The sequence below is a fragment of the Alloalcanivorax profundimaris genome (assembly GCF_015265435.1).
In the GTDB taxonomy this organism is placed as follows: domain Bacteria; phylum Pseudomonadota; class Gammaproteobacteria; order Pseudomonadales; family Alcanivoracaceae; genus Alloalcanivorax; species Alloalcanivorax profundimaris.
On the sequence record NZ_JABJWH010000009.1, the window covers coordinates 95,685 to 115,541 of the forward strand.

Consider the following 19,857-nt stretch of genomic DNA (forward strand, 5'->3'; position numbering starts at 1 on the left):
GTGCGCGCCGCGCTGATCGGGCTGCTGCTGGCGGCATTGCCGGCGCTGGCCGCCGCCGCGCCCGCCTTCGACGCCGACGGCTACCGGCGCCCGCCCTACCGGGCGCCCACCCCGGCCAGCCTGGACGGCGCCACGGTGCTGGACACCGATGCCCTGGTGGCCCTGCGTCGGCGGCGGCCGGACACGGTACTGATCGACGTCTACAACGCCACCTGGACGGCCGGCGACTTTCTGCTGGAACGCCCCCACCCCAGCCTGCCCGGCGCGGTCTGGCTGCCCAATACCGGCACCACGCCGCTGGCGCCGCGCTGGCGGGCCTACCTGCTGGATCATCTGCGCGCCTTTACCGAGCACGACCGGCAACGGCCGCTGGTGTTCTTCTGCCGCTCGGACTGCTGGCTTTCCTGGAACGCCGCCCGCCGCGCCCTGGCCGCCGGCCATCCGGCGGTGTACTGGTACCCGCTGGGAGTGGACGGCTGGCGCGCCGCCGGGCGGCCGGTCAGCGGGACGACGCCGGCGCCTGCGGGGCGCTGACGCCGCCCTGCCCCAGGGCCTGCTGCAGGGCCAGCTTCAGCTTCATGGGCTTGAGTGGTTTGTAGAGAAGGGTGTGGCCGCGCCGGGCGCAGCGCTGCTTGAGCGGCTGCTCGCGGTCGGCGGTGACCATGATCACCGGCAACGGAACCTGGCGGCCGTCGTTGATGCTCTGAGCCACCGCCAGGCCGTCGTCGCTGTGCGGGTCCAGGTGGTAATCCATGATCAGCGCCAGGGCCGGGTCCTGGCGGGTGTCCACCTGGCGGCGCAGAGCGGCCAGGGATTCCGCCGCCACCACCTGGCAGCCCCAGCGTTGCAGCAGGGTGCGCATACCGGCGCAGATGGCGCGGTCGTTGTCCACCACCCACACCGTCTGGCCGGCCAGGGAGGCGGCGCCGTCCGCCGTGGGGGTCAGGGCGCGGCGTTCGGCGGCGCTCAGGGTGGCCACCGGCAGCCGCAGGGAAAACCGGGAGCCGCGCTGCAGCCGCGAGGTCACCGACAGCGGGTGATCGAGAATGCGGCTGATCTTTTCGACGATGGACAGCCCCAGGCCCAGGCCGCGCTCGTGGTATTTGACCGCCTGCTTGCCCCGTTTGAATTCCTGGAAGATGTCCCCGATCTGGTCCTCGCCGATGCCGATGCCGGTGTCCGCCACCACCACCTCCACCTGCCCGCCCCGGCGCCGGCAGCCCAACAGGATGGAGCCACCGCCGGTGTAGCGGATGGCGTTGGACAGCAGATTACGCATCACCCGGTTGAGCAGTTGCGGGTCCGAGCGCACCACCGCCGAGGTGGGCACGTAACGCAGCCGTAGCCCCTCGCGGGCGGCCATTTGCTTGTATTCCTCGGCAAGAACGTCGAGCAGCTGGCGCAGGGGGAAGGCCACCGGCTCGGCGGTGACCACGCCGGCATCCAGCTTGGAGGCGTCCGCCAGGGTGGTGATCAGCGATTCCAGGTCGCGCAGGGCGGTGTTGATGTGGGTAAGCATGAAGTCCGTGTTCTGGTCCGGCGCGTCCTGCAGGGCGCTGGTGAACAACCGCGCCGCGTTCAGCGGCTGCATCAGATCATGGCTCACCGCGGCCACGAACTTGGTCTTGGAGATGCTGGCCCGCTCCGCCTTGGCGGTGGCCTCGCGCAGGCGCGCCTCCACCCGGCGGCGCTCCTCGATTTCCTCCAGCAGCTGCTGGTTGGCCTCGCGCAGGGCCTGGGTGCGCTCGCGCACCTGCTCGGCCAGCACCACGGAGTGCTGAAAGGCGGCGTAGGGCGCGGTGGGCGCCATGCTGCTCTCTTCCACCCGTTCGATCAGGGCGTCGCAGATGCGCCGCAGGCGGGCGTTCTCCGCCATCAGCCGCGCCTCGTGCAACTGCCAGGGAGACTCCCCGTCAGGATCCCGGGGTTCGGTGTCGTCGACCAATGACCACCCCCGTCAGTGTCTGGTTGATGTGCATGCCGTTGAATTGCTCGCCGTAGGTGTTGAAGCCCACCACCTTGTGCTCGCGCAGCAGCGCCGAGGCCGGCGCGGCGAAACCACCGCTTTCCATCTCCATGCGGCGCAGGCAGCAGTCGCAGCCCAGGGTGACCCAGGCGGGCCCGAGGCGCGCCTCGATGGCGTTCAGGGTGTCCCGGGTCTCGCCGATCAGCGAGCCGGTGCGCATGGCGGTGAGCACGATGCCGTTCTCCACGGCGCAGTAGAACGACAGGCTCAGGTCGTCGTTGACGCGCTGGATGGAGCGCGCGTAGTAGTCGCTGTTGATGCGCACCGCCAGCGGGTAGCGGGCGAACACTTCGTCGTCCAGCCGCGCCACCGGCACGCCCACCAGGCGGGCGTATTCCTCCGCCGCCGGCGCCGCGTTCAGTTCCTGCACCACGCGGCGCTCGGCGTCGGCGGCGGTGACCACCAGCTTGCGGGTGTCCGGGCGCAGGTGGTGGATGCTGAACACCTCGAAATCCAGGCTGGTGGTGACCATCAGCACGATGGCCGCGTCGCTGTGGAAGGCGCCGTCGCTGTACACATAGGTGCGCGAGAGCCGGTAGTCGTCGCCGGCGGAGCCGCCGAAGCTGGTGATGCTGCCGAGCGCCGCGTTGAGGGTGGCGAGCACCATTTCCTCGTTGACGGAAAGACCGTCCAGAAGCGTCAGCACGAAACTGTTGTCGGCGCTCACCGGGCCAGCGGGGCCGTCCCGGCAGTCGCCGAGCAGGCCGTCGGTGAGCTGCTGGGCGTCGGCCAGGGTGAAACCGTCCAGACGTTCGATCAACCGGTGGGAGACGGCGAAGAAACGGCGGTCGAAACCGATCGCCACCACCGTGTCGCGGTCGTAACCACGGGCGGTGATTTCCCCGGCGGAGGTGCAGCCGCACAGGGGCACGCCCTGGAACCCCTCGCTGAGGGCCCCGGCCAGCCGGTCCAGATCGTAATCAATGGAGCAGAAGAACAGCACGAAGCCCAGGTTGGGGTGGCGCAGGCGTTCCGCCAGCGAGCGCGCCGCCTGCTGCTCATCGCGGGCATCGCTGTAGGCGGTGACGACGGCGTACGGGGGTATCGCGGTCATGTCGGCCTCCCGGGGAGACATTGTTGTTGTCATGCTTATTATGCGGCACGCGCCGGCGCCCCGGAACAGCGCGGCTCACACCCGCGAGGCCGGCCGGCGCAGATAGGCACCGAAATCAATATCGCCGGCGGCGAGAATCGCCTGCACCCGGTTGGTGGCGCCCAGCTTGCGAAGAATCGCCGACACATGGGCCTTGACCGTGCTCTCGGCGATGTTCAGTTCATAGGCGATCACCTTGTTGGGCTCGCCCCGGGCCATGCGCTCGAACACCTGCAGCTGCTTGCGGGTAAGCGTTTCCAGCACCTCCGGCGGCACCGCGCTTTCCGGCCGCGCCGGCGCCGCCGCCATGTCGGCGCGGATGATGTCCGAGGGCAGGTAGATGGAACCGGAAAGAATCTGCTCCAGGGCCTGGATCATCCGCTGGCGCGGGGTGGATTTGGTGATGAAGCCCACGGCGCCGTAGGTCATGGTCTGCAGGATGACCCGCTTGTCTTCTTCCGCGGACACCACCACCGCCGGCACGGTGGGGAATTCATTGCGCAGCTGGATCAGCCCGCCCAGGCCCTGCATGCCCGGCATGTTCAAGTCCAGCAGCACCAGGTCCAGGTCGTCGTTGTCGGCCACCAGGGCCATGGCGTCTTCCAGGGTGGAAGCTTCCAACAGGGTGCTGCCGGGAAAGCCGTCGTCGATCACCCGGGCGATGGCCTCGCGGAACAGCGGATGGTCGTCGGCGATCAGGACCTGATACATGGCGGGCGGACTCCCTGCGCGTCGCTCGTGGTTATTCTTTTCGTTCCCGACAGACTAGCACGACGGCGGCGGGGGCGGACCCCGCCGCCCGCGCATATTGGTCTAAAGTCGTAGGCCGACGGTACTTTAGGCGGTAGCGACCCCGAATGTCGCCGCTGCTACAGCGAAGGATATCAAGCGATGGAGGAGGCCGATCAGCGGTCCAGGGGCTGGCCGCGCGGATCCTCGGAGCCGCTGCGCAGGCGGAAGGTGCCCTCGCCGATGATCAGCAGCTGATCGTTCTCGTCGAGGATGTCCACGGTGGAATTGAAGATGCGGCTGCCGCCGGCCCGCCTGGTGCCGATGGCGCGGATATAACCGAGCCCGGACTGGCCGGTGAAGGTGGTGGTCATGGACAGGGTGATCGCCTTGCGGATGCGGTCCGGATACGGGCACCAGGTGCCGGCGCAGGCGCCGGCCACGTCCAGCAGGGTGGCGAGCACGCCACCGTGCACGCGATCGGCCAGGTTCAGGTGACGCGGTTCCACCCGCAGGCCGAGTACCGCCCGGCCCTCTTCCCATTCCAGGAACTCGAAGCCCAGCAGGGCGGGAAAACCGTAATCGAATTTACGCGTCGCCGCGGCCATGTCCATCTTCATTCAACGGGTCTCGTCATACTTCCCGGCCCTGCACCATCTGCCGGACCTGGTCCACCACCTCCTTGAGGCGCGGGCCGAGATTCTCGATCAGAATTCGGCGACTCAGCCGCAACGACGAGCCACCACAATTGAACGGCACCACCTGGCCACCGTTGTCCAGGATCAGCGGCACGCCCACGGCGCTCACGTCCCGGTTCCATTCTCCGTCGGAGGTGACGAAGCCGTATTCCTGGTATTCCTTGCAGGCGCGCTGCAGACCGCGCTGCACTTCCGGCCAGGCGTCCGGGTTCTGGGCACGGATCGCCTCGTAATAGGGCTCGCGCTCGTTCTCCGGCAGCGCCGCCAGCAGGGCGCGCCCGGCCGCCGAGGTACCGGTGGCCACCCGCGACCCCACCGACAGGCGCAGCACCAGCGGGCCGGAGCCCTGGCACACCTGGATGTAGGTCATGGAGGCGCCGTCCGGAGCGGCGATGGCCACCATGCAGTCGGTGGCGTCGGCCAGTTCCTGCATGAAAGGCCGGGCGATGTCGCGCACCCCTTCACTGGCCAGGTAACGGTAACCGAGATCCAGCACCCCCGGGCCGAGCCGGTATTTTTCCAGGTTTTCCGCGTAGCGCAGATAACCCAGCTGGGTCAGGGTGGCGGTCATCCGCGACACCGTGGGGCGCGGAATGTTGGTGCGTTTGGCCAGTTCCGCGTTGCCCAGGTATTCGTCGGAGGGGCCGAAACAGCGCAGGATGTCCAGGCCCCGGGCCAGGGCCGTGACGAAATTACGGTCCTTCTCCGCGGCTCCGTCTTTGCCAAGAGCGGCTCGTCGCATGGGTTGTCTTCCTCAATCAGGCTTCGGGATGATGAATCGCTTTTATATTTGTTTATAAAACGGGCAAATATATCAAAAAGCCGTTTCACATAGGACCCCCTGTCGGGGGCCGTCTCGGTGTCGTTATGGGGTGTTCAGTGCTTCATACCGGGCAGGTTCAGGGAGGCGGTGTTGCCGCCGTCCACGGCCAGGGCCTGGCCGGTGACGTAGCTGGCATCGTCGCTGGCCAGGAACGCCATGGCCGCGGCGATTTCCTCGGGCCGGCCGTAGCGGCGCAGTTCGCAGCGGCTGCCCAGTTTTTCTTCCTTGTTGCGCTCGCGGGCGTAGTCGAACACCGGCTTGGTCATGCCGGTTTCGATCAGCCCCGGGCAAATGGCGTTGACGCGCACGTTGTACTGCCCCAGGTCGCAGGCGGCGGTCTTGGTGAGGTTGATCACCGCCGCCTTGGAGGCGCTGTAGGCGTTGCCGCCGGCGCCGGAACGAATGCCCGCCACCGAGGCGGTGTTGACGATGGCGCCGCCGCCCTGCTCGCGCATGTGGCGGCCCACGGCGCGGGTGAAGAACACCGGGCCGAGCAGATTCACATTGAGAATGGCGCGCCAGGTGTCGGTGTCGGTCTCGGTGATGCCGCTGTAGTCGCCGCCGGCAATGCCGGCGTTGTTGCACAGGGCGTGGATGCGGCCACGGGCCTCGATCACTTCCGCCACCAGGGCATCCACGGCGTGCTCGTCGGACACGTCCACGGCGCGCAGCAGGGCCTCGCTGCCCGCCGGCAGGGCCTCACGGGTTTCCGCCAGCCCGGCCTCGTTGCGATCCACCAGCACCAGAAAGGCGCCCTCCTCCGCGAACCGGCTGGCCGCCGCCCGACCAATACCGCTCGCCGCGCCGGTGATCAACACGGTACGCTGCTGGAATCGCTGCATGGTGCTCTCCTCGAATTGCTATTCTATTTTTCAAGCAAGATGACATGGGCACGGGGAGCGGTCAAGATTTCGGAACACCATTCCAAAAATGAACTAGGCAGATTCGTCAGGATGTGGCACGTTGGGCGGTCTTTAAAGAAGTTGAAAGTTCAAAGTTAAAAGTTAAAAGTTAAAACGCGAGCCGGGCCCGTTGAACGGAACCGCCCTGCTCGCGCTCAAAGAAAAGCCTCCGACGAGAGCCGCCCTTTCAACTTTTAACTTTCAACTTGTCACTCGTTTCCCAGGGAGAGTATTCATGAGTCATCTGGAACAGTTCTATATCAATGGCGGTTGGGTGGCTCCCGGCGCCGACGCCAAACCGTTCGAAGTGATCAATCCGGCCACCGAGGCCAGCGAAGGCAAGGTGTATCTGGCCGGTCGCGGCGACGTGGACGCGGCCATCCAGGCCGCCCGCGACGCCTTCGACGACTTCGCCGCCACGCCCCTGGACCAGCGGCTGCAAATGCTCAACACTTTGATGGCGGCCTACCAGAAGCGTCTGGACGACATGGCCGACGCCATCAGCCGGGAAATGGGCGCGCCCCGCCACGGCCTGGCCGCCAAGGTGCAGGCGCCCATGGGCCTGGGCCACATCAAGTCCACCCTGGAGGCCGCCAAGGACTTCGAATTCGAGCAGACCCTGGGGCGCGCCACCGTGCGCCGGGAGCCCGCCGGCGTGGCCGCCCTGATCACGCCCTGGAACTGGCCCATGAACCAGGTGCTGTGCAAGGTGGCGCCGGCCATCGCCGCGGGCTGCACCATGGTGCTCAAGCCCAGCGAATTCGCGCCGCTGTCCGCCATGGTCCTGGCGGAAATCATCGACGACGCCGGCCTCCCCGCCGGGGTGTTCAACATGATCTACGGCGACGGCGCCGAGGTGGGCCCGATGCTGTCCTCCGACCCGCGCGTGGACATGGTGTCGCTGACCGGCTCCACCCGCGCCGGTGCCTCGGTGAGCAAGGAAGCCGCCGACACCTTCAAGCGCGTGTCCCTGGAACTGGGCGGCAAGTCCGCCAACATCATCCTGCCGGACGCGGACTTCCAGAAAGCGGTGAGCCACGGCGTGCAATCGATGATGAACAACACCGGGCAGAGCTGTAACGCGCCCTCGCGCATGCTGGTGCCGGCGGACAAGCTGGGCGAGGCGGAAGCCATCGCCGCCCAGGTGTGCGAGAAACTCACCGTGGGCGATCCCCGCGACGAGAGCACCAAGCTCGGCCCGATCGCCAACGAACGCCAGTTCAAGCGCGTTCAGTCGCTGATCGAGAAAGGCCAGCAGGAAGGCGCCAAGCTGGTGTGCGGCGGCACCGGTAAACCGGAGGGCCTGGACAAGGGCTTCTACGCCCGGCCCACGGTGTTCAGCGAGGTCAACAACGACATGCTGATCGCCCGGGAGGAAATCTTCGGCCCGGTGCTGGTGATGATCCCCTACCAGAACGTGGACGAAGCGGTGGCCATCGCCAACGACTCCGACTATGGCCTGTCCGGCTATGTGTACGGCGCCACCATCAACGACGCCAAGCAGGTGGCGGCGCGGCTGCGCACCGGCATGGTCCACCTGAACGGCGCCCAGCTGGACCTGCCGGCCCCGTTCGGCGGCTACAAGCATTCCGGCATCGGCCGCGAATGGGGCGTCTACGGGCTGGAGGAATTCCTGGAAACCAAGTCCGTGTTCCATCCCTGAGGGCGCCACCATGAGCTACCAGACCCTGAGCGTGTCCGTGAACGACGGCGTGGCGCTGGTCACCCTGGACCGGCCCGATCAGCTCAACGCCATGAACGCGGATTTCTGGAACGAACTGCCGGCGGCGGTGCGCGAGCTGGACGCCGGCGGTGACGTGCGCGCCATCGTCATCAACGCCAACGGCAAGCACTTCACCGCCGGCCTGGACCTGGGCATGTTCAGCGCGCCGCCGGACCCGGCGGACCGCACCGCCCGGGTGCAGAAGGCGGCCCGCTTCCGCCAGCACACGGCGCTGATGCAGCAAAGCTTCAGCGCCCTGGAGGACTGCCGGGTGCCGGTGATCGCCGCGCTGCACGGCGGCTGCATCGGCGGCGGCGTGGACCTGATCAGCGCCTGCGATCTGCGCTACGCCAGCGCCGACGCCTTCCTCACCATCTATGAAATCAACGTGGGGCTGACCGCCGACGTGGGCACCTTCCCGCGCCTGTGCAAGCTGCTGCCGGAAGGTATCGTCCGTGAACTGGCCTACACCGGCCGGCGCATGGGCGCCGAGGAAGCGGAGCAGCGGGGCTTGTTCAACGCGGTGCTGGACGACCGCGAGGCGACCTTGAAAAAAGCGTTGGAAGTGGCCCGGGAGATCGCCGGCAAGTCGCCGCTGGCGGTGCACGGCTGCAAGCGGATGATCACCTACGCCCGGGACCACAACACCGCCGACGCCCTGGACTATGTGGTGACCTGGAACGCCGGCATGCTGCATGTGGAGGAAGTGCAGGCCGCCATTGAGGCGGGCAAGCACGGCGGCGACGGGGACTTCACTCCCCTGCCGCCGGCCCATGATCGGGTCAAAGGCGGGGTCTGAGACGGTGACGCGGCCGCCCCCACGAAGGGACGGCCGCGACCCGCTCACACGTTCAGGAAGTTCAGCGGCAACCCCGGGCGCTCCCAGGGCATGGACACCAGCTTGCCGGCGCTGGACAGCGTGATGTAGGCGGTACGCAGATCCTCGCCACCGAAGCAGATGTTGGTGGTCACCAGGTCGTCGGTGGGCACATGCCGCATGCTGGCGCCGTCCGGCGAAAACACGGTGATGCCGGAATGGAAGATGGTCGCCACGCAGATGTTGCCGTCGGCGTCCACCGCCAGGGAATCGAAGTAGCAAAACTCCGACGGCTGGCCCACCAGCCGGCCCGGCAGCAGGCCGCCTTCCGGCCGCGCCACTTCCCCCTCGCCGATGATGTCCATGGCCCACAACCGGCCCGGCAGGGTGTCCGCCACGTAGACGGTTTTCTCGTCCGGCGACAGCCCCACCCCGTTGGCGGAAGGAATCGGAAACACCGCCTCGCGCACGAAGGAACCGTCGGTGCGGGCATAGTACAGGCCGCCCCGATCCTCGGTGCGGCCCCGGCCCTTGCCCAGGTCGGTGAACCAGAAGCCGCCCTGTTTATCGAACACGATGTCGTTGGGGCCCTTGAGCGGCTCGCCGTTCACTTCCGTGTACAGCACCTCCACCTTGCCGGTGTCCAGGTCGATGCGCTCGATGCGCCCGCCGGAATAGTCCTCGGGCATGTCGCCGGGAATCAGCAGGCCGTCCTTTTCATGGAACCGCATGCCGCCGTTGTTGCAGACATAGCAGGCCCCGTCCGGGCCGATGGCGGCGCCGTTGGGGCCGCCGCCGGGCTCGGCGATGGTTTCCTTGCGGCCATCCGGGTGCACCCGGGTGAGCCGGCCGGCGGCGATCTCCACCACGATGAAGGTGCCGTCGGGCATGGCGATGGGGCCTTCCGGAAACAGCAGGCCCTCGGTGATAACGGTGTAATCGGACATGTTTATCCTTTTTCGTTGAACATCGCGATGCGGCCGCCATCCACCACCAGGTCATGGCTGTTGATGAAGCTGCCTTCGTCGCTGGCCAGGAATGCCGCCGCGTGGGCGATGTCGTCCGCCAGCCCGGCGCGGGGCAAGGGCGTGGCCTTGGCCAGGTTGCTCTGCAGCTTCTCCATCTTGCGCTGGTTTTCCTCGTCGCTGAGGCCCTGGGCGCGCTCGGAACCGCCCCAGAAAATCGGCGTGGCCACGGCGCCCGGCGAGATGGCGTTGACGCGGATGTTGAACGGCCCCAGCTCGGCGCCGGCCAGGCGCGTCATGTGCGCCACCGCCGCCTTGGCGCCGGAATACAGGTAACCGCCCTGGTTGAGGCGGTGGCCGGCGATGCTGGCATTGTTGATGATGCTGCCGCCGTTGTCCTTCATCACCCGGGCGGCGTGCTTGACGCCGAACGCCGGCGCGCCCACCAGCAGCCGCATGATGCGGGCGAATTCCTGCTCGTCGAAGGAGTCCACGGTGGTGCGGTCGCCGGCGCCGGCGTTGTTGAACAGGCAGTCCAGGCGGCCGAACCGCTCCACGGTGAAATCCACCAGGGCGGCGATGTCGTCCTCGCTCATGATGTCGGTGCGCTTGAACAGGGCGCGCTCGCCCAGTTCGTCGGCCAGCGCCTCGCCCTTGTTCCGGGACCGGCCGGCCAGCACCACGGTGGCGCCTTCCTCGATGAAGCGCCGCGCGGTGGCCTCGCCGATGCCGGAGGTGGCGCCGGTGATGATGGTGATCTTGTCCGCCAGACGATTGGCCATGGTTGTTCTCCTTGAGAGGCGGCTGACGCCGCCGATACAGGATTCAGGATGCAGGATTCAGGAGAGCCGTTCTGACGATTCTTCATCCTGTATCCTGCACCCTGTATCGCGGCTGAAAGCCGCTAGAAGGCGGAAACACCGCCGTCCACGGCGATCGCCTGCCCGTTCATGAAGCTGTTGGCCGGCGACAGCAACATCATCATCACGGCGACGATTTCCTCCGGCTCGCCAATACGCTTCATGGGGCTGCCGGCGGCCATCATGGCCAGGGTCTTGTCCGCTTCACCGCCGCTGGCCAGCCCCTCGCCGCCTTCCAGCATGGGCGTGCGGGTGTAGTAGGGGCAGATGGCGTTGACGCGGATGTTCTTGCGCCCGCTTTCCACCGCGGCGGTGCGGGTCAGGCCGATCACCGCGTGCTTGGAAGCGGCGTAGGCGCCGATCTTGGGACCACCGCCGATGCCCGCCATGGAGCTGGTATTGAGAATGGCGCCGCCACCGCTTTGCCGCATGGCCGGAATCTGATACTTCATGCCGAACATCACGCCTTTCACGTTGACGTTCATCTGCTGATCCAGCACCTCCTCGGTGAGGTCCTCGACGCCGATGAAGCCGTGGGCGATGCCGGCGTTGTTGGCCGCCAGGTCGAGCCGGCCGAAGCGCTCCATGGCGGTGTCCACCATGGCCTTGCAGTCGTCCTCGGAGGACACGTCACAGCGGCGCGCCAGGGCGTCCACGCCATCCGCTTCCAGATCGGCCACCAGCTTGTCCAGCGCCTCCATGTTGATATCGCCGAGCACCAGGCGGGCGCCGCGTTTGCCCAGCTCCGCCGCCAGGCCCCGGCCGAAGCCGCTGGCGGCGCCGGTGATCAGCGCCACCTTGCCGGTAAAGTCCAACATCGGGTCCATATGGATACTCCTTTTTCAAAGGAGCAAGTTGAAAGTTGCAAGTTGCAACGCGGCATGGCGCTTTAACTCCTGAAAGGACTTCGGCCGCGTTTCAACTTTCAACTTGTAACTTGCAACTTTTATATGGTGAAACCGCCGTCGACCACCACGCACTCGCCGGTGACGTAGCTGGACGCATCGGACACCAGGTACAGCACGGTGCCGGCCATTTCCTGGGGCTCCGCGTGGCGGTGCATGGGAATCTGGGCGATGGCGCTGTTGTAGATCTCTTCCTGCTGGAACAGGGCACCGGCGAACTTGGTCTTGGTGAGACCGGGCAGCAGCGCGTTGACACGCACGTTGAACTCGGCGCATTCCATGGCGAAGGATTTGGTCATGCTGATCACCGCCGCCTTGGAGATCGAGTAGATGCCCTGCATCGGGCCCGGCGACAGGCCGTTGATGGAAGCGGTGTTGACGATGGCGCCGCCGCCGTTGTCGCGCATCAGCTTGGCGCCTTCCACGGACATGTAGAAGTAGCCGCGCAGGTTCACGTCCACGGTCTTGTCGAAGGCGGACACCGGGGTGTCCAGGATGTGGCCGAAGTAGGGGTTGGCGGCGGCGTTGTTGACCAGGATGTCGAGCTTGCCGTGAGTGCTTTTGATGTGCTCGAAGATCGCTTCGATCTGCGCCATCTCGCCGATGTGGCAGGCGAACGCCTCGGCGCTGCCGCCGGCTTCGTTGATGGCGTCGGCCACCGCTTGGCAGCCGTCGATCTTGCGGCTGGAAACGATCACGTGGGCGCCCTGCTCCGCCAGGAGCTTGGCGATTTCCTCGCCGATGCCACGGCTGGCGCCGGTGACCAGGGCGATCTTGCCGTTCAAATCAAACAGTTTGGTGCTCATAAAATCTCTCCCGAAAAATATGGTGGCCCTAGTACCGTAGGAGCGGCTTCAGCCGCGATGGCGTTCCAGACGCGCGCGTGGTGAATCAACCAATCGCGGCTGAAGCCGCTCCTACCGTGACGGGGCGTGGTTTTAAGCGCCTTCGCGGACGATCCGCATGGCCATTTGCGCGAGCGGTTCCACCACCTGGCCCACGGCGGCGGCTTTCTTGCTGGAGGCGTTGCCGTCCTGGGCACGTTTGGCCACGCCCTGGGCGATGGCCGCCAGGCGGAAAAAGCTGAACGCCAGATAGAATTCCCAGTGGTCGATGTGATCGATGCCGCGACGCTGGCAATACATCGCCACGTATTCCTTCTCGGTGGGAATGCCCAGCGCCGGCCGGTCCTTGCCCTGCAGGCCGGACAGGTTGCCGCCCTCCTGGGGCATGCGCAGCTGCATGCACTGGTAGGCCAGGTCCGCCAGCGGATGGCCCAGGGTGGACAGCTCCCAGTCGAGCACGGCGATCACGCGCGGCTCCTCCGGGTGCCACATCATGTTGTCCAGGCGGTAGTCGCCGTGCACCAGGGACACCTGGCCGTCGTCCGCGGGCAGGTGTTCTTCCAGCCAGGCCATCAGGTCTTCCATGGCCGGAATGTGGTTGATCTCGGAGGCGCGGTACTGCTTGCTCCAGCGGCCCAGCTGGCGTTCGAAGTAACTGCCCGGCTTGCCGTAATCGGCGAGGCCGTTGGCTTCCAGGTCCACGTCGTGGAGCGCCGCCAGCACCCGGTTCATCTCGGTGTACATGGCGGTGCGGGCGTCGTTGTCCACCTCGGGAATGGCCGCGTCCCAGAAGATGCGCCCCTGGCAGAACTCCATCACGTAGAACATGGAGCCGATCACGTCCCGGTCCTCGCACAGGTGATACATGCGCGGCACCGGCACGGCGGTGTCGCGCAGCGCGTTCATCACCCGGAACTCCCGGTCCACGGCGTGGGCGGACTTGAGCAGCTTGCCCGGCGGTTGCCGGCGCAGCACGTACTCACCGGAAGCGGCGCGAAGATGGAAGGTGGGATTGGACTGGCCGCCGTCGAACTTGGTGGCGGTCAGCGGGCCCTGGAACCCGTCCACATGGGCTTCCAGGTACGCGGCGAGGTGTTCGGTATCCAGCGAGTCCACCTGGGACATGACTTCCTCCTTAAAAAAACAAAGTTGAAAGCGACAAGTTAAAAGTTGAAACGCGTGCACGGCCTGGGCGGTTACCCAAGCCGTGCCCGCGCGTCTTGTGTCGCTTCAACTTTCAACTTTCAACTTTCAACTGATTCAGGCGTATTGCTTGGCCAGGTTGCGGCCCAGCTGCATCATGTGCACCTGATCCGGGCCGTCCGCCAGGCGCAGGGTGCGCGCGTAGGCGAAGAAGCCGGCCAGCGGCGTGTCCTGGCTGAGGCCCACGGCACCGTGGATCTGGATCGCCCGGTCGATCACGTTGAGCGCCATGTTGGGCGCCACGATCTTGATCATGGCGATCAGTTCCTTGGCTTCCTTGTTGCCATGCCGGTCCATCATGTCCGCCGCCTTGAGGGTGAGCAAGCGGGCCTGCTCGATCTCACAGTAGCTCTTGGCGATGTCCTCGCGCACGGAACCCTGCTTGATCATCGGCTGGCCGAACACCACGCGGTCGTTAACGCGCTTGCACATCAGCTCCAGGGAGCGCTGGGCGGCGCCGATCAGACGCATGCAGTGGTGGATGCGGCCCGGCCCCAGGCGGCCCTGGGCGATTTCGAAACCACGGCCCTCGCCGAGGATGATGTTTTCCTTGGGCACGCGCACGTTCTCGAAGATCACTTCGGCGTGGCCTTCCGGCGCGTCGGCGGAACCCAGCACGTGCATGGGCCGCTTGACGTTGACGCCGGGGGTGTTGGTGGGCACCAGGATCTGCGACTGCTGCTCGTGACGATTGGGGTTGTCCGGGTCGGTCTTGCCCATCACGATCATGATCTCGCAGCTCTTGCGCATGGCGCCGGAGATGTAGAACTTGCGGCCGTTGATCACGTAATCGTCGCCGTCACGCTTGATCGAGGTCTCGATGTTGGTGGCGTCGGAGGAAGCCACTTCCGGCTCGGTCATGGCGAAGGCGGAGCGGATCTTGCCTTCCATCAGCGGCTTGAGCCATTGCTCCTGCTGCTGGGCGTTGCCGTACTTGGCCAGCACTTCCATGTTGCCGGTGTCCGGCGCGGAGCAGTTGAAGCACTCGGAGGCGATGTGGTGGCGGCCCATCTGTTCGGCCAGGGGGGCGTATTCCAGGTTGCTCAGGCCCACGCTCCACTCGCCGTGTTCCTTGGGCAGGAACAGATTCCACAGGCCCTTGGCGCGGGCTTTTTCCTTGAGTTCGTCAAGCACCGGCGGGGTTTCCCAGGGGTTCTTTTCCAGCTGCTCGTGGTAGGTGTGCTCGGCGGGCACCACTTCATTGTCGATGAAGTCGCGAACCTGGTTGATCAGGTCCTGGGTCTTTTCGGAATATTGAAAGTCCATTGTTCTCTCCCATGGGAACCCGGCGGGTTCCGGTCAGTATCGAATTAGCTGTAGGTAATCGAATCGCCGCGGTCTTCCCGGTCCAGGTGCGGCACCTGGTTGAACACCGATAACCGGTATACGTTTTTATTGAAGAAGCCCTGGGTGACGCCGGTGTTGCGGATCTGGAGATTGAGCTCCACCACGGTGTCGTCGGCGGTGGCCAGCATGTGGCGCATCCACATGGCGATGGCGCCGCCGGAGCTGACCACCAGCACCCGCTGGCGGTCCGCGTAGCGTTCCTGGATGTGGGCCATGGCGCCGGCCACCCGGTCGTGGAAGCCGCGCCAGCTTTCCGGCAAGGCGCCTTCCAGGCCATCCGCCCGCCAGTGCTGCATGGCGCGCTTGAGCACCCGGTAGAAGGCGGCGATGGACGCGCCTTCCGGCGGCGCCTGATCCGGGTGGGCGCTCAGGAAGGCGTCCACCACGGAATGGAAGTCGAATTCATTGAGGCCGGGCTGCACGTCGGCGTCGAGGCCGGCGCCCAGGCCTTCCAGAATGCCCTCGCCGGTTTCCACGTGGCGCACCAGATCGCCGGTGACCAGGGCATCGAAGGCCAGGCCGCGTTCGCGGTAATACTCACCCAGCCAGCGGGCCTGCTGGTGGCCCAGGGTGGACAGCTTGTCGTAGTTATCGGCGCCGAACGACGCCTGTCCGTGGCGGACCAGGTAAAACTCGGCCATGGGGATGCCTGTCCTCGCAGTGTTGAAGACAGCCTAGAGCAGCCCCGTAAGTTAGTGAAATTGATATTTTGAATCCCGGAAAATAAATCCGGTGCATGAGAGGTGCGTCGCCAGCACATCGGGAGAAGCCCTTCTTTCCCACCGTTATTCCTTGCTTTGCGAAACGAGGTTCCGATATTTTCGTGTCTTTCGATTGGCGAGACTGGGAGACAACAATGAGCAGCCTGGAACTGCAAAGCGGCTTCGTAAGCGTGGCCGAACACGACGCCCTGCTGGAGGTGACCCTGGACCGGCCGGACAAACTGAACGCCCTGAGCGCGGAAATGTACCGGGACCTGAGCCGGGCGGTGGATCACGTGCGCGACCGCGACGACCTCAATGCCCTGCTGCTCGACGCCAACGGCCGGGCCTTCACCGCCGGCAACGACATCGGCGATTTTCTCAACGCCGACCCGGAGGCGCGCCGCAGCGGCGAGTTGAGCCCGGCCATGCAGCTGGTGCACCGGCTGCTGACGCTGGACAAGCCGGTGATCGCCGCGGTGCACGGCAACGCCACCGGCATCGGCACCACCCTGCTGCTGCACTGTGACCTGGTGATCGCCGCCGACAGCGCCCGCTTCTACACCGCCTTCATCAATCTGGGCCTGGTGCCCGAGGCCGGCTCCAGCCTGATCCTGCCGGACCTGCTGGGGCGCCAGAACGCCAACCGCCTGCTGCTCGCCGGCGATACCCTGGACGCCGACGAAGCCCTGCGCATGGGCCTGGTGGCCTACCGCTGCGGCGACGACGAACTGCGCGACAAGGCCCTGGAGCTGGGCGGCAAGCTGGCCGCCAAACCGCCCCAGGCGATGCAATACACCAAGCAGCTCACCCGCCACGGCGCCGACGCCGTGCGCGAGCAGATCAACAAGGAATCGGTGCTGTTCAGCGAGCGCATGTTCAGCGACGAGACCCGGGCGATTTTCGAAACTTTCTTGAACAAGAAATAAGCGCGACCGAGAACCGTGCCGTAGGAGCGGCTTCAGCCGCGATAGCCCGGCGGTCGACTTGCGCTGCGCCGCCTTATCGCGGCTGAAGCCGCTCCTACACTACCGAGGCGGTCAGCGCGCGGTGACGCCACGCAGGGCCACGGTGGTGACCTCCTCCACCAGGGCGTCCAGGGCGCCGGGGCCGGTGTCGTAGCGCGGGTGGTACCAGTTGATCACCGAGTTGAGCGCGCCCAGCACCGGCTTGATCGCCAGCTTTGGTTCGTTGGCGTGCAGGTCGCCCTCCTCGATACCCGCGCACAACACCTGCAGGAACACCTGCTCGTAGCGCCGCCGCCGGTTCTGCAGGCGGGTCAGCTCGCGGCGCTGGGCCTCGGTGGTGCTCACCCGCAGGTGCATCTGCACCCCTTCCGCCACGGCGCGCTGGAAATGCTGGGTCTCGATCAGGGTGGCCACGTGGCGGCGGGCCATGGCGTGCAGCCGCTCGGCCGCCGGGGCATCGCGCTTGAGCTCCGGATCGATGGCCTGCACCAGCGCGTCCATGCCGCGCTGGTGAATCTCGAAGAACAGCTCCGCCTTGGAGTCGAAGTAGTGGTAAACCATGCCCTTGGTGGCGCCGAGCCGGCGGGCAATATCGTCAATGCTGGTGGCCTTGAAGCCGCGCTCCATGAAGGCGCGTGCCGCCGCGTCCAGAATGGTGTCGCGGGGGCTGGCGTCCAGCTCGCCCCGGGGGTGTGCCATGGATGAAGTCCTCTTGCCGGGCCGCTTGGGGGGAAGGCACCACTGTAGCAAAATCGGGCGCCACGGATTGCCCGATTTTGGCACGTTCGCCCCCGGCGGACATTGGCCGCTTTTGCACACGGCATGGTCGATCATGACATTACTGCCGTTAACCATGCCGCTTTTCACTCTGGACGCCCTTTTATGGTGCCAACATACTTTGGGACCGACTTGCCTATAAATGAAAAGCTGTTTCGAAACAGCTCGGGAGGAAACAGATGTCGGATCTCGAACAGTTCCGCGCGGACACCCGGGCCTGGCTGGACGCCAACTGCCCGGAGGAAATGCGCCAACCCATGAAGAGTCAGTCCGAGCACTGCTGGGGCGGCCGTAAATGGGAATTTCAGTCCGAGGCACAGAAAGTGTGGCTCGAACGCATGGCCGATAAAGGCTGGACCGCGCCCCAGTGGCCCAAGGAATACGGCGGCGGTGGTCTTGGCCCGGAAGAAGCGGCGATCCTCGACGAGGAAATGAAGCGCATCAACGCGCGCACGCCGGTGAGCAACTTCGGCTTCTGGATGCTGGGCCCGGCCCTGCTCAAGTTCGGCAGCGAGGAGCTCAAGCGCGAGCACCTGCCGCCCATCTGCCGGGGCGAAATCCGCTGGTGCCAGGGCTACTCCGAGCCCAACGCCGGCTCCGACCTGGCCAGCCTGCAAACCCGCGCCGAGGACAAGGGTGACCACTTCCTGGTCAACGGCCAGAAAATCTGGACCTCCTACGCGGACAAGGCCGACTGGATCTTCTGCCTGGTGCGCACCGACCCGGAGGCGACCAAGCACAACGGCATCTCCTTCGTGCTGTTCGACATGGAAAGCGACGGCGTCACCACCCGCCCCATCGAGCTGATTTCCGGCGAATCCCCGTTCTGCGAAACCTTCTTCGACGACGTCAAGGTGGACAAGAACCAGGTGGTCGGCGAACTCAACCGTGGCTGGGACGTGGCCAAGTACCTGCTCACCCATGAACGCAACAACATCGGCGGCGAGCCGCCGGGCTTCCTCAAGGGCCGCGCCCTGGGCCCTCTGGCCGCGGAATACGTGGGCACCGAGCACGGCAAGCTGGCCGACACCGCCCTGCGCGCCGACATCGCCCGGCTGGAGATCGACCAGATCGCCTTCAAGGCGCTGGTGGAAAAAATCCGCGCCGAGGCGGAAGCCGGCCAGGGCGTGGGCGCCCAGTCCGCGGTGCTCAAGTATTACGGCACCGAGCTCAACAAGCGCCGCTACGAAGTGATGATGGACGCGCTCGGCGCGGAAGGCCTGGAATGGGACAGCGAACGCACCATGGGCGGCCTGTACGCCCGCGAGTGGCTGCGCTCCAAGGGCAATTCCATCGAGGGCGGCACCTCCGAGGTGATGCTGGGCATCGTTTCCAAACGCCTGCTGGGCCTGCCGGACGCATAAGGAGTCGGACCAATGAAACTCAACGACGAACAACAGATGCTGCAGGACTCCGTGGCGCGGCTGATGGCCGACAAGGGCCCGGTGTCCCGCCTGCGCCAACTGCGCGACGAGAACAGCGAAAAAGGCTATGACGAGCCGCTCTGGCACGCCATGGTGGAAGCCGGCCTGACCGGCATCCTGGTGCCCGAGGAACACGGCGGCATCGGCTTCGGTCTGGTGGGCGCCGGCCTGGTGGCCCGGGAAATCGGCCGCAACCTGTCGGTAACCCCGTTCCTGTCCAGCGCCGTGCTGGGCGCCGCCGCCCTCAGCGCCGGCGGCAGCGATGCCCAGAAAGCGGAGTGGCTGCCGGCCATCGCCGAAGGCCGCGCGATCACCGCCCTGGCCATCGACGACGGCGCCAAGCACCGCCCCGAGGCGATCCAGGCACGGGTGGAAAACGGCCTGCTCAGCGGCGCCAAGCTGCTGGTGCTGGACGGCCACGTGGCCGACCTGCTGCTGGTGGCGGCGCAAGGTGACAACGGCGCCGGCCTGTTCCTGGTGGACCCCAACGCCGAGGGCGTGACCATCGAGCGCACGCAAATGGCCGACAGCCGCAATGCCGCGCGCATCCGCTTCGACAACGTGCCCGCCCAGGCCATGACCGACGGCGCCGCCGCCCTGGCCGCCGCCCTGCGCGCCGGCCGCGCGGTGCTGGCCGCGGAATTGTCCGGGCTGGCCCTGGAAGTGTTCGAGCGCACCCTGGCCTACCTCAAGGAGCGCAAGCAGTTCGGCCGCCTGATCGGCACCTTCCAGGCGCTGCAGCACCGCGCCGCCCTGCTCAGCGGCGAAGTGGCGATGACCGAGGCCCTGGCCATGCAGGCCCTGGACGCCTGCGACCGGAACGCCGAGGACGCCGACCAGCTGGTGCTGGCCGCCAAGTCCAAGGCCGCCAAGGTGGCCCTGCTGGCCGGCCAGGAAGGCGTGCAGATGCACGGCGGCATCGGCATGACCGATGAATTCGACATCGGTTTCTTCCTCAAGCGTGCCCGCGCCGGCGGCGAGACCCTGGGCGACGCCAACTACTGCGCCGACCGCTTCGCGGCCTTGCGCGGTTACTGAGTCAAGGAGAGCA

At 66.2% G+C, this 19,857-nt stretch carries 20 protein-coding genes; 6 read left to right on the forward strand and 14 right to left on the reverse strand.

The features are described 5' to 3' along the window. Positions 1–534 (forward strand): rhodanese-like domain-containing protein, encoded by a 534-nt coding sequence (locus HMJ39_RS05700; protein ID WP_194296599.1) that lies wholly within the window; start codon positions 1–3, stop codon positions 532–534. Here HMJ39_RS05700 and HMJ39_RS05705 read toward each other — a convergent pair. From HMJ39_RS05705 to HMJ39_RS05730, 6 genes are all read right to left on the reverse strand, one after another. Continuing rightward, positions 500–1,945, reverse strand: a complete 1,446-nt coding sequence (locus tag HMJ39_RS05705) for a NahK/ErcS family hybrid sensor histidine kinase/response regulator (RefSeq protein WP_228462178.1) — start codon at positions 1,943–1,945, stop codon at positions 500–502. The two genes, HMJ39_RS05700 and HMJ39_RS05705, sit on opposite strands and share 35 nt — an antisense overlap. Next, a complete protein-coding gene (gene nosP / locus HMJ39_RS05710) occupies positions 1,914–3,080 on the reverse strand; it encodes a nitric oxide-sensing protein NosP (protein ID WP_228462179.1) in 1,167 nt (388 codons plus the stop codon). The genes HMJ39_RS05705 and nosP overlap by 32 nt, the downstream gene beginning before the upstream one ends. Before the next feature lie 75 nt (positions 3,081–3,155). After that, positions 3,156–3,830 (reverse strand): response regulator, encoded by a 675-nt coding sequence (locus HMJ39_RS05715; RefSeq protein WP_194296601.1) that lies wholly within the window; start codon positions 3,828–3,830, stop codon positions 3,156–3,158. A 194-nt stretch (positions 3,831–4,024) separates the two neighbouring features. Next, positions 4,025–4,468 carry a PaaI family thioesterase gene (locus HMJ39_RS05720; protein WP_161383140.1) on the reverse strand — a complete coding sequence of 148 codons (444 nt, stop codon included), beginning with the start codon at positions 4,466–4,468 and terminating at the stop codon, positions 4,025–4,027. A gap of 13 nt (positions 4,469–4,481) precedes the next feature. Then, positions 4,482–5,288 (reverse strand): IclR family transcriptional regulator, encoded by an 807-nt coding sequence (locus tag HMJ39_RS05725; RefSeq protein ID WP_161383141.1) that lies wholly within the window; start codon positions 5,286–5,288, stop codon positions 4,482–4,484. A gap of 134 nt (positions 5,289–5,422) precedes the next feature. Further along, positions 5,423–6,211, reverse strand: a complete 789-nt coding sequence (locus HMJ39_RS05730; RefSeq protein ID WP_194296602.1) for an SDR family NAD(P)-dependent oxidoreductase — start codon at positions 6,209–6,211, stop codon at positions 5,423–5,425. A 295-nt stretch (positions 6,212–6,506) separates the two neighbouring features. Between HMJ39_RS05730 and HMJ39_RS05735 the strand changes: the two genes are divergently transcribed. Further along, the gene (locus HMJ39_RS05735; protein ID WP_194296603.1) at positions 6,507–7,934 is read left to right on the forward strand and encodes an aldehyde dehydrogenase family protein; all 1,428 of its coding nucleotides are present in this window, start codon (positions 6,507–6,509) and stop codon (positions 7,932–7,934) included. 10 nt (positions 7,935–7,944) lie between these two features. Beyond that, a complete protein-coding gene (locus HMJ39_RS05740) occupies positions 7,945–8,793 on the forward strand; it encodes a crotonase/enoyl-CoA hydratase family protein (RefSeq protein WP_194296604.1) in 849 nt (282 codons plus the stop codon). Positions 8,794–8,837: 44 nt separating this feature from the next. Here the strand turns inward: HMJ39_RS05740 and HMJ39_RS05745 are convergent, their stop codons facing one another. The 7 genes from HMJ39_RS05745 to HMJ39_RS05775 all read right to left on the reverse strand — a co-directional run bounded on the left by HMJ39_RS05745 (position 8,838) and on the right by HMJ39_RS05775 (position 15,577). Continuing rightward, positions 8,838–9,758, reverse strand: a complete 921-nt coding sequence (locus tag HMJ39_RS05745; RefSeq protein ID WP_194296605.1) for an SMP-30/gluconolactonase/LRE family protein — start codon at positions 9,756–9,758, stop codon at positions 8,838–8,840. Positions 9,759–9,760: 2 nt separating this feature from the next. Beyond that, a complete protein-coding gene (locus HMJ39_RS05750; protein WP_194296606.1) occupies positions 9,761–10,558 on the reverse strand; it encodes an SDR family NAD(P)-dependent oxidoreductase in 798 nt (265 codons plus the stop codon). Positions 10,559–10,680: 122 nt separating this feature from the next. Continuing rightward, positions 10,681–11,463, reverse strand: coding sequence for an SDR family NAD(P)-dependent oxidoreductase (locus HMJ39_RS05755; protein WP_194296607.1), 783 nt, complete (start codon positions 11,461–11,463; stop codon positions 10,681–10,683). Positions 11,464–11,582: 119 nt separating this feature from the next. Continuing rightward, a complete protein-coding gene (locus tag HMJ39_RS05760; RefSeq protein ID WP_161383148.1) occupies positions 11,583–12,347 on the reverse strand; it encodes an SDR family oxidoreductase in 765 nt (254 codons plus the stop codon). Positions 12,348–12,479: 132 nt separating this feature from the next. Continuing rightward, complete coding sequence (locus HMJ39_RS05765; protein ID WP_194296608.1) at positions 12,480–13,511, reverse strand: phosphotransferase; 1,032 nt, start codon at positions 13,509–13,511, stop codon at positions 12,480–12,482. A 135-nt stretch (positions 13,512–13,646) separates the two neighbouring features. Further along, entirely contained in the window at positions 13,647–14,855 is a 1,209-nt protein-coding gene (locus HMJ39_RS05770) for an acyl-CoA dehydrogenase family protein (RefSeq protein ID WP_161383150.1), read from the reverse strand. 44 nt (positions 14,856–14,899) lie between these two features. Next, positions 14,900–15,577: a histidine phosphatase family protein gene (locus tag HMJ39_RS05775; RefSeq protein WP_194296609.1), complete on the reverse strand. Its 678-nt coding sequence runs from the start codon at positions 15,575–15,577 to the stop codon at positions 14,900–14,902. Between the two features lie 215 nt (positions 15,578–15,792). Between HMJ39_RS05775 and HMJ39_RS05780 the strand changes: the two genes are divergently transcribed. Continuing rightward, positions 15,793–16,566 (forward strand): enoyl-CoA hydratase/isomerase family protein, encoded by a 774-nt coding sequence (locus tag HMJ39_RS05780; protein WP_194296610.1) that lies wholly within the window; start codon positions 15,793–15,795, stop codon positions 16,564–16,566. A gap of 111 nt (positions 16,567–16,677) precedes the next feature. Here the strand turns inward: HMJ39_RS05780 and HMJ39_RS05785 are convergent, their stop codons facing one another. Beyond that, positions 16,678–17,304, reverse strand: coding sequence for a TetR/AcrR family transcriptional regulator (locus HMJ39_RS05785; RefSeq protein WP_194296611.1), 627 nt, complete (start codon positions 17,302–17,304; stop codon positions 16,678–16,680). Positions 17,305–17,561: 257 nt separating this feature from the next. Between HMJ39_RS05785 and HMJ39_RS05790 the strand changes: the two genes are divergently transcribed. After that, on the forward strand, positions 17,562–18,746 hold the full coding sequence (locus HMJ39_RS05790; RefSeq protein ID WP_194296612.1) for an acyl-CoA dehydrogenase family protein: 1,185 nt from the start codon (positions 17,562–17,564) through the stop codon (positions 18,744–18,746). A 12-nt stretch (positions 18,747–18,758) separates the two neighbouring features. After that, positions 18,759–19,844 carry an acyl-CoA dehydrogenase family protein gene (locus HMJ39_RS05795; protein WP_194296613.1) on the forward strand — a complete coding sequence of 362 codons (1,086 nt, stop codon included), beginning with the start codon at positions 18,759–18,761 and terminating at the stop codon, positions 19,842–19,844. Positions 19,845–19,857: the final 13 nt, after the last annotated feature.

Bases quoted from the DNA above. Each gene is read 5' to 3' on its own strand.
- HMJ39_RS05720 (WP_161383140.1), bottom strand. From the start codon at position 4,468: ATGAAGATGGACATGGCCGCGGCGACGCGTAAATTCGATTACGGTTTT.
- HMJ39_RS05785 (WP_194296611.1), bottom strand. From the start codon at position 17,304: ATGGCACACCCCCGGGGCGAGCTGGACGCCAGCCCCCGCGACACCATT.
- HMJ39_RS05740 (WP_194296604.1), top strand. From the start codon at position 7,945: ATGAGCTACCAGACCCTGAGCGTGTCCGTGAACGACGGCGTGGCGCTG.
- HMJ39_RS05790 (WP_194296612.1), top strand. From the start codon at position 17,562: ATGTCGGATCTCGAACAGTTCCGCGCGGACACCCGGGCCTGGCTGGAC.
- HMJ39_RS05725 (WP_161383141.1), bottom strand. From the start codon at position 5,288: ATGCGACGAGCCGCTCTTGGCAAAGACGGAGCCGCGGAGAAGGACCGT.
- nosP (WP_228462179.1), bottom strand. From the start codon at position 3,080: ATGACCGCGATACCCCCGTACGCCGTCGTCACCGCCTACAGCGATGCC.
- HMJ39_RS05760 (WP_161383148.1), bottom strand. From the start codon at position 12,347: ATGAGCACCAAACTGTTTGATTTGAACGGCAAGATCGCCCTGGTCACC.
- HMJ39_RS05730 (WP_194296602.1), bottom strand. From the start codon at position 6,211: ATGCAGCGATTCCAGCAGCGTACCGTGTTGATCACCGGCGCGGCGAGC.
- HMJ39_RS05715 (WP_194296601.1), bottom strand. From the start codon at position 3,830: ATGTATCAGGTCCTGATCGCCGACGACCATCCGCTGTTCCGCGAGGCC.
- HMJ39_RS05745 (WP_194296605.1), bottom strand. From the start codon at position 9,758: ATGTCCGATTACACCGTTATCACCGAGGGCCTGCTGTTTCCGGAAGGC.
- HMJ39_RS05795 (WP_194296613.1), top strand. From the start codon at position 18,759: ATGAAACTCAACGACGAACAACAGATGCTGCAGGACTCCGTGGCGCGG.
- HMJ39_RS05765 (WP_194296608.1), bottom strand. From the start codon at position 13,511: ATGTCCCAGGTGGACTCGCTGGATACCGAACACCTCGCCGCGTACCTG.
- HMJ39_RS05750 (WP_194296606.1), bottom strand. From the start codon at position 10,558: ATGGCCAATCGTCTGGCGGACAAGATCACCATCATCACCGGCGCCACC.
- HMJ39_RS05770 (WP_161383150.1), bottom strand. From the start codon at position 14,855: ATGGACTTTCAATATTCCGAAAAGACCCAGGACCTGATCAACCAGGTT.
- HMJ39_RS05775 (WP_194296609.1), bottom strand. From the start codon at position 15,577: ATGGCCGAGTTTTACCTGGTCCGCCACGGACAGGCGTCGTTCGGCGCC.
- HMJ39_RS05755 (WP_194296607.1), bottom strand. From the start codon at position 11,463: ATGGACCCGATGTTGGACTTTACCGGCAAGGTGGCGCTGATCACCGGC.
- HMJ39_RS05735 (WP_194296603.1), top strand. From the start codon at position 6,507: ATGAGTCATCTGGAACAGTTCTATATCAATGGCGGTTGGGTGGCTCCC.
- HMJ39_RS05780 (WP_194296610.1), top strand. From the start codon at position 15,793: ATGAGCAGCCTGGAACTGCAAAGCGGCTTCGTAAGCGTGGCCGAACAC.